This is a genomic window from Actinomycetospora chibensis, from assembly GCF_028737215.1.
GTDB lineage: Bacteria > Actinomycetota > Actinomycetes > Mycobacteriales > Pseudonocardiaceae > Actinomycetospora > Actinomycetospora chibensis.
Genome location: NZ_JAQZAM010000034.1, coordinates 1 through 12,644, shown reverse-complemented (window position 1 = coordinate 12,644; position 12,644 = coordinate 1). Strand labels below are relative to the sequence as shown.

The following is a 12,644-nucleotide window of genomic DNA, read 5'->3' as shown; positions in this document are numbered from 1 at the left end:
CCTCAGGCCACGACGAGCCCCGGGGCGTGCCGGGGGTGGCGGCGTCGTTCGCCGCTCCTCCGCGCACGCACTCCCCGGTCGGGGCGTGCGGGCATGGCGCCGGCCGCGATCCGAGCGATGACGTCGGAGTCCCTGAGCAGCCCGCAGTGCCCGAGACCGTCGACGACGACGGTCTCGGCACCCTCCGGCGCGGCGCTGTGCACGCCGACCACGGCGTCGGCGCGGGAGGCAACGGCCAGCCAGGGGATGCCGGTCGGCACGGCGGTAGAGCCGGCGCGCAGGTCGCGCACGGCGCCGACGGGGAAGAGGTGCGCCCAGCGGGTGCCCCGCAACGGCGCGGCGACGGTGACGACGCGGGTGACGACGCCGTCGAGGCGCCCGCCGGCGAGGCTCGCGGCCACGATCACGCCGCCGAGGCTGTGGCCGACGAGCGTGACCGACCGGGCGTCGCTGCGACGCGCCAGGTCCGTGACCTCGTCCGCGAGCTGCGCCCCCAGCGTCTCCACGCTCGAGGTCCACGTGTAGCGGTGGGTGACGACGGCGACGCCGGGTCCGCCGAGCGCGGGGATCGCCGCGTCCCAGCAGTCCGGGCCCGCGCCGAAGCCGTGCACCAGGACGACGAGGGAGCGGGCCGTGGCGACGGGAGTCTCGGGTTCCTCGTTCTCCGCACGCGCTGCGGCGAGCAGCAGGGTGGTGGACACGGCGGTGACCACGCGCAGCGCCGCCCGGACCTCGCGGAGGTGGCTGCGTACCGACGACGAACCCATGACCCACCTCCGTGTCCAGAAGCCGGGTCCCTCGCCCGGCATCTCTGCTGGTCACGATCGTGATCGGCGGCGGGGCGCGCGTCGGGAGGGCCTACCCCTCTCCGGGGTGGGGGCCTCCCTAGAAGCGCTCGGTGACCGGGGAGGCGCCCGGGCGGCCGGCCCGGTCTGGCGGCCCGGTCAGGCGGGTCGGGGCGTCCGCGTGGCGGCGATGGCCGGGATGGTGACGCGCAGGCGGTGCGGAGCGACCTGCCAGTAGCGGCGCTCGGGATCGGCCCGGCGCCAGCGCTCCGCGAGCTCGGTGACGCGGTGCTCGTCGGCGGCGGCCGGACGGGACCGCCAGCGGCGCGAGCGTCCGCGGACCAGCGTGTCGAGGGCGGCCCACGCCTCGTCGGCCGAACCGTGGACGCTGACCGCCGCCGGGCCCTCGCCGTCGCCGAACAGCACCGTGTAGGCACTGACCGCGTCGTAGGTCACCTGAGCTCCTCCCGGAGCCGGCCCGACGGCACCGCGGACGCGGGGCCCGTGTCGGGCGGCTCCGCTCCATACAAGCCGTCCGGGGTCGCCCTGCGGGAGCGCGACAGGCGGTGTCGCGCCGAGCTGAACCGATTCCGCGTCGGGTGGTGCGTCCACCCGAGTGTCCCCCGGCCAGCGGCGCCGCCTGCCGCAGCGGGAGCACAGGGGACCGGATCGGGGTTTCCGGCCACCCCGGCGGCGTCACACCGCCGTCGTGCGCAGCAGGTGCATCGTGATGAGGCGCTCGCCCATCAGCCGGCCGATGATCCGGTCCTGCTCCGCGGCCTGCTGCCACGCCGGGTGGTCGCGGTGGTGGCGCGCGATGTACTCCTCGACGCGGTCCGCCCGTTCGCTCCACGCGATCGGCGCCCCCGGCAGGCGGGCGGCGTCGACCTCGTCGTCCACCCGGAAGCCGGCGTCGACGATCTGCGTCTCCAGCTCGTCGCGGGTGGGGAAGTCGTTGCCCTCGGGCTCCTCGGGCAGGGGCTCGCCGGCGTGGAGCAGGACGAGCAGCCCGAGGCGCCCGCCCGGCACGAGAACGCGGCGCAGCTCGGCGAGCATCCGGGCGCGCTCCGCGGTGACGCACAGGACGCCGAGCGACCACGCCGCGTCGACGCTCGCCGTCGCGATCGGCAGGTCCTCCGACGCCGCCGCGGCCACCGGGAAGCCGAACAGGCGACGCGCGGACTGCGCCGCGTGCACCATCGGCTCGGTGAGCACCGGACGGCCCGACCAGCGGCCCTCGAGGTGCTCGGACAGCCACGCGGCGGGCCCGCCGAGCCCGGCACCGGAGTCGAGGAAGCGCTGGTCGGCGTGCAGGTCCAGCCCGCCCGCGATCCACGCGAGGTCGGCTGGCGAGCCGCTGCCCCGGCAGCCCGCGGGGATCGCGTGGTCGTGTCCGAGCGCGCGCACGGCCTCCTCGGTCCAGGCCGCGACCGTGTCGAACTCGGCCTCCATCGCGGAGTCGCGCGCCGACCCGAGGGCGTCGTCCGTGCTCACGAGCGCCGCCCCGCGAGCCGGGAGGCGATCTCGGCCTTGACCTCGGTGCCCACGCGCCATCCCCGCGCGGAGGCGCGGCCCGAGAGGTTCACGCCGACCACCCCGGGCACCTCGAGCATCGCCTCGGCCTCGGCGACCGCGGCGTCGATCCCGGCGGCGAGCGGGTCGGGGGCGTTCAGCACGGCGGCGACGGCCTCGGGGTCGAGGGCGAGGCCCGGGAAGGCGGACAGCACGGCGGCGGTGTCCGCGTCGGTGTAGACGGCGACGCCCGCGACCACCGGCAGGTCGGCGCCGGCGTCGCGCGCCTCGGCGAGGAAGGACGCGAGGTCCTCCGGCGACCCGACGTGGTTGGCGACGGCGAGGGTGGCGCCGGCCCGTTGCTTCTCCGCGAGCGCCTCGGCGCGGCGCTCGGAGGGCGGCGCGGCCGGGACGACGGCGACGGCGGCGGGGACGCCCGCGGCGGCGGCGAGGTGCGCGAGGCGGGTGCTGTCGAGGTCGAACACCTGCGTGATCTCGGGCCGCACGTCCGGACCCCGCCCGTCGCCGGTGACGCAGAGAACACCGGCGACGCCGAGCTCGGCGAGCCCCGCGAGCTCCTGCTCGAGCACGGCGCGATTGCGGTCGCGGCAGGTCAGGGTGATCCACGGGGCGCCGCCGGCGGCGAGGATCTCCGCCGCGATCATGGTCGGCGGGAAGTCGGGGGAGTGCTGGTCCTCGCCGATGAGCAGGCCGTCCGAGACCGGCGCCAGCGTCTCGAGGATCGCGCGCGTGGCCCGCAGGTCGTAGGGCGGCGCGGTGAGGTCCGTGAGCACGACCGGTGCCGGGTCCGGGGCCGGGGCGGCGGGGACCGGCTCCGGCCACGACCGGATCGCGGCGGGCCCGGACGGGTCGCACCACGGGCACGGGAGGCCGGCGTCCAGCTCGCAGGACCCGTCGTCGCGCACGCCGCCGCAGGGGCCGAAGACCATCCGTTTCGGACAGCCCGGGGTGGGCGCGTCGATCAGCGTCGGGGTCATCGCGGTCGAGATACCGCCGCGCGACCCGGGACAAACCCCACGGGCGGCTACGACACCGTGGGTGGCGTCCCGTCGCCGACGACGGCGGACGGGCGGAAGAGCACCGCCGACCGGACCGCCGAGGGTCGGGGCGTACGGCGGGGGAGGTCGGAGACGAGCTCCGGGACCCCGGCTCCGGCGCAGCTCGCGTCCGACCTCGTGCCCGACCCCGCGGTCGACCTCGCGACGTCCTCCGGGATGCGGATCCGCGGCATGCGCTCGGTGGTGGGCTCGGGCTCCGGGTCGGGTGCTGCGGCGACGGCAGCGGCGGTGGCATCCCGGCGGTGGTGCGCGCCGAGCGGGTCGGGCACCTCCCGCACGACGATCGGGTCGCCGGCGAGGGTGCTGGCGGGCTGCTCGGGGGTGCCGAGGGCGAGGTGCAGGTCGTCGAGCGGCAGCGGGCGGGCCAGCGTCACCGTCCAGGCGACCGGCCCGACGAGCGGGACGTTCGGGTAGCCGTCGGAGGACAGCTCGAGCTGTTCGACCACCGCGTCCACCAGCGACGCCAGGTGACGCGACGAGGCACCGGGCACGATGAGGGCGAAGGCGCGCTCGGAGAGGCGGACCGCGGCGTCGACCGGGCCGAGGGGCTCGCTCACGGCGGCGGCCACCCGGCGGGCGGCGTGGTGGGCCGCGCGACGCCCCAGACGGTGCTCGGCGCCGTCGAGGGCCTCGACGTCCACCAGGGCGACGCCCACGGGCAGCGCCGTCGGGCCGCTGTTGTCCGCCCAGCGGGAGAGGAACTCCGGCGTCGTGAGGCCCGACTGCGGGTCGATGTGGGCCGCGCCGCGGGCGGCCACCGCGGCGTGCGCGTCGACGAGCTGGGCGCGCAGCACCCGGCTGCCCTCCCGGGCGTCCTGCATCCGCCGCACCATCCGGTGCAGCGCGTGCGTGGCCCAGCGCTCGCCGTCCGTCCCCGCGGACGCGGCGGCCGTTCCCCCGGTGGGCATGACCTGCGCGAGCAGCGCGTCGACGGTGTGTCCGACGGCGGTGTCGAGGCGGGCGCCCAGCGCCGAGCGCAGGCGGGCGAGCTCGTTCGCGGCCTGGACCCGCGACCAGCCCCAGCGGCCCACGAACTCCCGCCCGGCCTCGAGCGTGTACTCGGTGGGGTCGATCTGGTGGGCGTCGGTGGCGACGAGGTAGGCGCCGGCCCGGGGTCCGACGGCGACGACGCTCCACTCGTCGGCGAGGGGCTCGTCGGGATCGAGGGTGATCAGCCGGCAGTCCGCCGGGACCTCGGTCGTCGCCGTGCTCGTCGTCTCGTCCTCGGCGAACCCGAGCACCACGACCGCGCCCGACGCGGCGACCCGCTCGTAGACGTCGGCCTCGCGGGCGAAGTAGGCCCGGCGCTGGAAGAGGGCGACGACCACGGTCGGCGTCGTCACCGGGCCGGCGAGCACCGCCGCCTCGATCGCGTGGGACAGGGCCACCAGGGACCTCTTGGACGCCACGGTCGGCTGGTCGGGCGACCACTGTTCCCCGACCTCGCGCGTGCGCTCGACCTCGACCATCGGTGTGCCCCCGATCCGACCCTTCGTGCGCGTCCCCGGTGAGCGCACGACCGAAAGAGTGACGCTGCGATACCCGGAACGGGCGTGCCGGGCACCGCAGGGTCAACAGATTCCGCGTCGAGCGGCGGCGGGAGTGCGCCGAACGGAGGATACGGCCCGGCGTCAGCGTAGGAAGATCACCGCGGCGGCGACGAGGACGGCGAGCACGAGCACGGCCACCGCGGCGATCACGACGGTCCGGGTGCGCCTCGAGCCGGCCTGCGGCTCGGCGTCCGGCATGCGCGTCACCATCGTCGGGGCCTCGGGGGGCTGCGGTCCGGGGCCCGGCGGAGCCGTGGGCCCCGGCCGGGGTCCGACGGGCCCGGGAGGCCGGGGCGGGGCGGCCCGGGGGTCGGGCGGGGGCCGCCGGCCGGAGGGGGGTCCGGGGGGGGGAGATCCGGGCGGGGGAGATCCGGGCGGGGGAGATCCGGGCGGGGCTCCGGGCAGGGGCATCGGCGGCCGCGGGCCGGGCCGCGCGGGGCCACCGCGGTCCGGACCGGCGAGGCCGCCGCCCGCGGCGGGACGCGGGTGGTAGCCGCTGTCGACGCCACCCGGGGGCCGGGCCGGTCCACCGGGTCGTCCGGGCGGCGGCGCGCCCGGACCGGCCGGCACCCCGGGCCCGCGGCCCGGTCCCGGCCGTCTCTCGGGCGGGGCCGGCGCCGGGGCCTGCGCCGCCGCGCGCACGGCGGCCGGGTCGCGGGGCAGCCTGCGGGTCGCGGCCACGGGATCGGGGGAGTGCACGACGGTCGGGTTCGGGGCGTCGGTGACCGGCAGGGCGGCCGGGGACGGCGGCGGGCTCGGGGGGCGGGTCGTCCCGTCGGCGCCCACGGGGCGGGCCGCGGCGACGCCGCCGACCGCTGCCGACCCCCGTGCGGCGACCACGGCGGCGCCGAGGGCGACCGCGTGCTTGGGGTGGCTGTCGACGACGGTGCGGCAGCCCAGCGCCTCGCCGACCAGGCGGGCGACGAGCGGGATCCGGGACGACCCGCCGACGAGCAGCACCGCCGTGAGCGCGTCCGCGCCGACGCCCGCGGACTCGAGCGCGCGGCGCAGCGCCTCCACCGTCGAGGTCAGCGGCGCGCGGATCATCGCCTCGAACTCGTCGCGGGTCACGGTCACCTCCTCCTGCCGCGTGGGCAGCAGGACCGGGACGTTCGCGCGATCGTCGACCGACAACGTCTCCTTGGCCACGACGCAGTCCTGCCGCACGCGGGCGGCGGCGGCGCGGGCCCGGGAGTCGTGCGCGTCCAGCTCGCTCACCGCGCCGCCGCAGGCCTGGTCGACGCGACCGAGGACGGCCTCGTCGAAGTCGACGCCGCCGAGGTGCTCCATGCCCTCCGGTACGCCGAGGATCTCGACGCCCGCCGCGCGCCCGCGCAGGACCGCGGCGTCGAACGTGCCCCCGCCGAGGTCGTAGACGCCGAGCAGCTCGCCCTCGGCCAGCCCGCGGGTGACGCCGAAGTGCACGCCGGCGGCCTCGGGCTCGGTGAGCATCGGCGGGTCCTCGAGACCGGCCTCGGCGGCGACGTCCTCGAACAGCCCGCGCCGGTAGGGGCCCCAGTTCGCCGGGTGCGTCAGGACGACCCGCGAGGGCGGCTCGCCCTCCTCGGCGGTGATCCTCGCGAGGACGTCGCGCAGCATGGCGGCGAGGAGCTCGCCGGCCGGGCGGGACTCGCCGCCCAGCGCGACCGGCGTCGGGTCGCCCAGGCGGCGCTTGACCCCCCACGCGACATCCCCGGGACGGCTGCCGGCCTGTCGCGCCGCGGCGTCCCCGACGGCCAGCGACCCGTCGTCGCGGCGCAGGACGACGGAGGGTTCGGTGACCGTGCGATCACCGAGCGGCACCATCTCGACCCGCTGCCCGTCCCGGGAGATCGCCGCGGCCACGAAGGTCGTGCCGAGATCGATCCCGAGGCTGTACGACACGGTCCCTCCTCCGGCAATCTTGACGGATAGTAACCTCGCGGCCTGTTCACCGGCGACGGATCGACGGTCGGTGACCAGCATGGGGGTCGTGATGCGCACGCGCCGTGATCGGCGACGACAGGGGACACGGCGTCGTCCCCGCGTCCGTGCGGGCTCCACCCTCTGGCGCAGCACCCGGTCGCGGGACGAGGCTTCCCCGATGACCCCGGGGCGTGACGACGCTCGCCGGAGCGCGGATCGGTGGCGCGACCGGCAGACCCTCGAACGACGGCTGCACGACGGACCGGCGCAGCGGCTCTCGGCCCTCGCCCTGCGCCTCGGGGTGCTCCGCGCGGACGCGCCGGGCCGGAACGGCGACGATGCCTGGCATCGGGGTCTCGACGTGTTCCAGTCCGAGCTCGAGAGCGCGCTCCAGGAGCTGCGCGAGGTGGCCGGCGCGCTCTACCCGCCGCTGCTCGACGAGGCAGGCCTCGGGCCCGCGCTGCGCGAGCTGGTCACCGCCACCGGGGCGGTCGCCCGCGTCGACGTCGCCGACGTCCGGTGCGGGACCGCCGCCGAGGGTGCGGCCTACTTCGCGGTCGCCGCGTGCCTCGCCGCTGCCGACCCCGTTGCCACTGACCTGGCCACCGACGTGGCCACCGACGCGGCCACCGACGCCGCCACCCCGGGCGGGCCCGAGATCGGCATCCGCGTGCGCGTGGAGAACGACGACCTGGTCCTCACCCTGACCGGCGTCGACCCCGACCGGCGCCGGTCGGTGCTCGACGAGGCCGCCCCGCTGGGCGGCGGCGCGGAGCTCACCGGACCGGCCGAGATCACCGCGAGGTTCCCGTGCGCGTAGCCGTGGCCGAGGATGGCGCCCTGTTCCGCCAGGGGCTCGTGCTGCTGCTCGAGGCGGCGGGGCACGAGGTCGTGGCCTGCGAGGCGGGCGGCGACCCGCTGGTCGCGCGGCTCTCGACGATTCCCGCCGACGTCGCCCTGCTCGACATCCGCATGCCCCCCGAGCCCGACGGCGGGCTCGTCACCGCGGAGCGACTGCGGGCGGCGCACCCGGACATGGGGCTGCTCTTCCTGTCGCACTACGCCGAGTCGCACTACCTCATGCGGATCCTCGAGATCGGCACCGACCGCATCGGCTACCGCCTCAAGGAGAAGGTGGGCAGCGTCGAGGTCCTGTCCGACACGCTGACCCGCATCGCCGACGGGGAGATCGTCATCGAGCCGGAGCTGGCCAAGCGCCTCGTCGAGCGCCCCCGCAGCGAGAAGCGGGACCTCGTCGCGTCGCTCTCGGAGCGCGAGCGCGACGTGCTCAAGCTGATGGCCGAGGGCCGGTCCAACAACGGGATCGCCTCGACGCTGTTCGTCAGTGCCAAGGCCGTCGAGAAGCACGTCGCCAACATCTTCGACAAGCTCGGACTGCACGCCGACACCTCGGCGCACCACCGCCGGGTGCAGGCCGTCCTGACCTACCTGCGCTCGCAGCGCGGCGACACCTGATCACCGTGCGCGCGGCCGGACGACTCGTGTGGCCGGTGCGCTCGGTGCTGCTCGGCGGCGTCGTCGCGGCCGTGCTGGCGGTCGTCGCGGCGCTCTGGGCGCTGCTCGCCGGCCCGGCGCTCGCCACCGTCGTGGGGCCGTTCGTCGCCGCGGCGGTCGCGGTGCCGGCGGCGCGGGCGGCCCGGCCCTGGGCGGACCGCGTCGCCCGGCGACTCGGCCGGCGCCCGGCGCCCACGCCCTACACCGTGCTCGCCGACACCGCCGCCCGTGTCCGCGAGGGCTCGCTGACCGACGCCCTGCCGGGCCTCGCTCGCGTGCTGGGCGAGGGCACGGCCGCCGAGCGGGCGGTCGTGTGGCTCGTGGTCGGCGACGTCCTGGTCGCCGAGGCGGCGTTCCCGCCGGAGCAGCAACCCGGCGAGCGCGTCGCCTCGCTGGGCGCGCTGCTGGCCCGCCCGGGTGTCGATCACGCGGTCCCGGTGCTCGACGGGGAGCGCCTGCGGGCGGTGCTGACCATCGGCAAGGCCGGGCGACCGGTCACCGCGGGCGACCGGCGCCTGGTCCGCGACGTCGCCGGCGGCGCCCACCTGGTGCTGCAGGGCGTCGCGCGGGGCGCCGAGCTCGCCGCCCGGGTCCGCCGCGTCGACGAGCTCGCCGCCGAGACCGCTGCGTCGCGCCGCCGGCTGGAGGTCGCGCGCGAGGTGGAGCGCCGGCGTCTGGTCACCGAGCTGCGGGGGGCGACGGCCGACCGTCTCGCGGCGTTCCGGCAGTCGATCACCGACGCCGCCGACGCGCTCGAGGACGCCGACGACGACCCGGACGGTGCGACCGAGATGGCGCGCCACCACGTCGGAGAGGCCCGCGAGCGGCTGACGGAGCTGATCGACCGCTTCCGGCTCATCGCCCGCGGCGTCCACCCCGCCGTCCTGCGCGAGCAGGGCCCGCGCTCGGCGCTGGAGGAGGTGATCGCCGACCTGCCGCGGTCGGTGCACCTGTCCGGCCGGCTGGCCGAGCGGCTCCCGTGGGAGATCGAGTCCGGGTTGTACTACGCCGCCGCGTCGGCGATCTCGCTGCTCGCCGCACGCGGCGGGCGGCCACCGCTGGAGGTGCACCTCGAGCGCCACGGCGACGTCGTCGAGGTCCGGGTGACCGACGACGACCCCGACGACGCCGAGGAGCTGCGCGCGGCCCTCGCCGACGACGTCGACCGTCTCGCCGCGCTCGGCGGCGCGCTGGACCTCGTCGACCACGGCGGGCGCCTCGAGCTCCGCGTGTGGCTGCCGGACCGGTTGCGGCCGGTCGTCCTGGACACCGGGGAGAGTCGCCGCGAGTGGGAGCCCGACCGAGGGGGTGTCCCATGACCGGCACCCTCGCGCCGCCGACCTCCCCGGCCCCCGACGCCGCCCGCGACGACGCCGCGGCGACCTCCCGGTGGGCGGTGCCGGCGTGGTGGGTGGCCCTGGTCGCCTGCTCCGCGCTGACGCTCGTCTGGCTCGCCCTCGGGGCCCTGGTGGCGCTCGCCGCCCACGTGCCGGCCGTGGGCGACGCGGTCGCCGCCGCCGCGGACGCGGGCAACGCCGGGGCGGGCGGGGTCGTCGAGGCGGGCGAGCTCGGGGAGCCGGTCGGACAGGCGGTGCTGGACTACCTCGCGAGCGCGGCGAACCTCGTCGTCGCCGTGGTGCTCTGGCGGCGCGGCGGGCGCACCTGGACCATCCGCCTGCTGATCCTCGCCATGATCGGGTCGGCGGGCGCGTTCAACCTCCAGGCGCACGCCGCGACGCTCGTCGTCCGACGCGGCTCCGGGCTCGAGATCGGCGAGCTGCACCAGGTCCTGCTGCACGGCGTCGCGAGCGCGGCCTACGTCGGCGCGCTGCTGCTGTTCCCGGCCGGTGTGGCGGCCGTCCGCGGCGGGCAGCGCCTGCTGGTCGCGCTCGCGGGGATCGCGCTGTTCGTCGCGGGCATGGGCACCGCGTTCCTCCCGCACACGGTGAGCTGCGTGGTGTTCTTCGGGTTCGGGGTGCCGCTGGTCGGTGCGCTGGGCGTATCGCGTCACCTGCGCACGGGCTCGAGTCCCGAGCGGCGCGACCAGGCACGGCTGCTGATCACCGTGCTCACCGGCGTGCTGGCGACGGCCACCGTGCTCGCCCTGGTCACCGTCGTCATGGCCCTGCTCGGCCAGCCGGGCCTCACGCTCGACGACCCGACGGCGCGCCACGACGGGGGCGGCGGTGCACCGACGGCGCTGCTCTTCTGGTTCGCCCGGCTCTCGGCGGCGGCGCTCGCGCTCGCCGTCCTGGCCGCCTACCGCCCGTGGGTGCGCTCGGCCGCCGACCGGCTGCACCGCGCGCTGACCACCGTCGTCGTGGTGGTCGCGGTCGGCGGGGCCGTCGCGCTGGCCCTCGCGGTCGCGCGCGGGGGACCGGTCGCCTGGCTGGTCGGCGCGGTCGTCGGCGCGCTGGTCTACCTCGCGGTGTCGGCGCGCGCCGACCGTCTCGTCGAACGCCTGCTGCACGGACGCCGCCCGACCCCGTACCGCGTCCTGCTCGAGATCGCCGAGCTCACCCGTACCGCCGCGCCGGGCACCGAGCTCGACCGCCTGCCCGAGGCGATCGGCCGCCACCTCGGCGCGCGGACCGTCCAGCTGACCGCGCACCGCCCCGGTCTGCGCGACCGGGTGTTCCGCTGGCGCCGCGAGGATGCCGGCGAGGCCGACGCGTCCGTCGTCCTCCCGATCCGGCACCGCGAGGACGAGGTCGGCGTGCTGGCCGTCGACGGCGAGGCGGTCGCGGGCGGCAGCGAGCGCCGGCAGCTGCTCTCGGACGTCGCGGACAGCCTCGGCGCCGTGCTCCAGGCCCACCGCGTGGAGATCGAGCTCGAGCGCCAGCTGCGGGCGGCGGTGGCGCACGGGGAACAGATCGCGACCTCCCGGCGGGCCGCGGTGGCCGAGATGGACGGCGAGCGCCGGGCGCTCGAGCGCAACCTGCACGACGGTGCCCAGCACCACCTGGTCTCGCTGCGCCTCGCGCTCGGGCTCGCCGAGCACCAGGTCGGCGCGGGGCAGCTCGACGCCGCGCGGGACCGGCTCGCCCACATCGTCGAGCAGGTCGACACCGCCGAGGCGGTGCTCGCCGAGACCGCCACCGGGGTGTCGTCGGCGACGCTCGCCGAGCGCGGGGTCGTCGAGACGCTGCGTCTCGAGACGGCGGGCACGGACGGCACCGTCACCGTCGACGCCACGGGCGTCCCGCCCGGGCGCCGCTACGGCACGGACGTCGAGGCGGCCGTCTACTTCTGCTGCCTCGAGGCGGTGAACAACGCCCGCAAGCACGCGCCCGGCGCGGCCGTCGTGATCACGTTCGCGGAGGTCGACGGCGCCCTGCGCTTCTCCGTGCGCGACGACGGCCCGGGCTTCGCGATCGACCCGTCCGTCGCCGGCCCCCAGCGGGGGATGCGCAACGTCGCCACCCGCATCACCGCGGTCGGCGGCACCGTCGCGCTCGATTCCGCCCCGGGTCGGGGGACGACGGTGGCCGGCTCGATCCCGCTGCCGGACACGACCCCGGACCCCGACCCCGCCACCGGCCCGATCACCCCGCCGGCGGCGGCCCCGGTACCCACCGACGGGGGAGCGAGGGACGCCCCGGCTGCGTCCGAGGCAGCGAGGGACGCCCTCGCTCCCGACACCCCCGACGCGGCGCCGGAGAGCGCCTTCCTCGACACGGTCCGCGACCTGCTCGACGGGCTCGAGGTGCCGCCGCCGGCCGCCCCGCGGATACGGGAGATCGTGGCCGAGCTGCACGCCGAGCCGGAGCCCGGCACCCCACGCCCGCCCGCGCCCCTGCGCGCCCGCCGTGCCCTCGACGGCCTCGAGGCCCTCGCACGCCGCGGCACCGGGGGCCGGGACTGGTCGTGGCAGGTGCTCTACGCCGTCGAGCGCGCCCGGCTGGCGGGAGCCCGCGAGCTCGCCGAGGGCGAGCTCGCCGACGCGCTGCGCCGCGGGAGGGTGGTGCTGCCGGCGGGCGAGCAGGCCGCCGCGGAACGGCTCACGGGCGGCGCCGGGACGTCCGCCGCCGCCCGTCTCGGGCTCGCGGACGACGCGGGTCCCGAGGACCTGCGCCGCGCCGCGCAGGAGCAGATCGCCACGTGGAAGGCCCGCGCGGGGCACCCCGCGTCGACCCGTGCGGTGCGCGAGGCCGCGCTCGTCCTCGCCGGGATCTGCGAGGCCGTGCTCGCCGACACCGCCCCCACCGACACCGCCCCGGCGCGCACCAGGGACTGAGCAGGACTAGAGCCTGTCTGGTGGTTCATGAGATCCAGGCCAGGGTGGCGCGGAAGGTGAT

The 12,644-nt window shown here is 77.5% G+C and carries 10 protein-coding genes; 4 read left to right on the top strand and 6 right to left on the bottom strand.

The window, feature by feature from the left end; genetic code table 11:
* Positions 1-2 precede the first annotated feature (2 nt).
* The 6 genes from PH189_RS29105 to PH189_RS29080 all read right to left on the bottom strand — a co-directional run bounded on the left by PH189_RS29105 (position 3) and on the right by PH189_RS29080 (position 6,810).
* Positions 3-767: an alpha/beta fold hydrolase gene (locus PH189_RS29105; RefSeq protein WP_274192362.1), complete on the bottom strand. Its 765-nt coding sequence runs from the start codon at positions 765-767 to the stop codon at positions 3-5.
* Between the two features lie 177 nt (positions 768-944).
* The gene (locus tag PH189_RS29100) at positions 945-1,241 is read right to left on the bottom strand and encodes a hypothetical protein (protein WP_274192361.1); all 297 of its coding nucleotides are present in this window, start codon (positions 1,239-1,241) and stop codon (positions 945-947) included.
* Between the two features lie 240 nt (positions 1,242-1,481).
* Positions 1,482-2,279, bottom strand: a complete 798-nt coding sequence (locus PH189_RS29095; RefSeq protein ID WP_274192360.1) for a methyltransferase domain-containing protein — start codon at positions 2,277-2,279, stop codon at positions 1,482-1,484.
* On the bottom strand, positions 2,276-3,295 hold the full coding sequence (locus PH189_RS29090; RefSeq protein ID WP_274192359.1) for a methylenetetrahydrofolate reductase C-terminal domain-containing protein: 1,020 nt from the start codon (positions 3,293-3,295) through the stop codon (positions 2,276-2,278). Before PH189_RS29090 ends, PH189_RS29095 begins: the two co-directional genes overlap by 4 nt.
* A gap of 47 nt (positions 3,296-3,342) precedes the next feature.
* Entirely contained in the window at positions 3,343-4,893 is a 1,551-nt protein-coding gene (locus PH189_RS29085) for a DICT sensory domain-containing protein (protein WP_274192358.1), read from the bottom strand.
* Positions 4,894-5,007: 114 nt separating this feature from the next.
* On the bottom strand, positions 5,008-6,810 hold the full coding sequence (locus PH189_RS29080; protein ID WP_274192357.1) for an Hsp70 family protein: 1,803 nt from the start codon (positions 6,808-6,810) through the stop codon (positions 5,008-5,010).
* 199 nt (positions 6,811-7,009) lie between these two features.
* Here PH189_RS29080 and PH189_RS29075 point away from each other — a divergent pair, with 199 nt between their 5' ends.
* Genes PH189_RS29075 through PH189_RS29060 form a run of 4 tightly spaced genes read left to right on the top strand, consistent with a single transcriptional unit; the run spans position 7,010 to position 12,583 of the window.
* Positions 7,010-7,651, top strand: a complete 642-nt coding sequence (locus PH189_RS29075; protein ID WP_274192356.1) for a histidine kinase — start codon at positions 7,010-7,012, stop codon at positions 7,649-7,651.
* A gap of 2 nt (positions 7,652-7,653) precedes the next feature.
* Positions 7,654-8,307, top strand: coding sequence for a response regulator transcription factor (locus PH189_RS29070; protein ID WP_274192355.1), 654 nt, complete (start codon positions 7,654-7,656; stop codon positions 8,305-8,307).
* A 5-nt stretch (positions 8,308-8,312) separates the two neighbouring features.
* The gene (locus PH189_RS29065) at positions 8,313-9,665 is read left to right on the top strand and encodes a sensor histidine kinase (RefSeq protein WP_274192354.1); all 1,353 of its coding nucleotides are present in this window, start codon (positions 8,313-8,315) and stop codon (positions 9,663-9,665) included.
* Complete coding sequence (locus PH189_RS29060; protein WP_274192353.1) at positions 9,662-12,583, top strand: ATP-binding protein; 2,922 nt, start codon at positions 9,662-9,664, stop codon at positions 12,581-12,583. Before PH189_RS29065 ends, PH189_RS29060 begins: the two co-directional genes overlap by 4 nt.
* Positions 12,584-12,644: the final 61 nt, after the last annotated feature.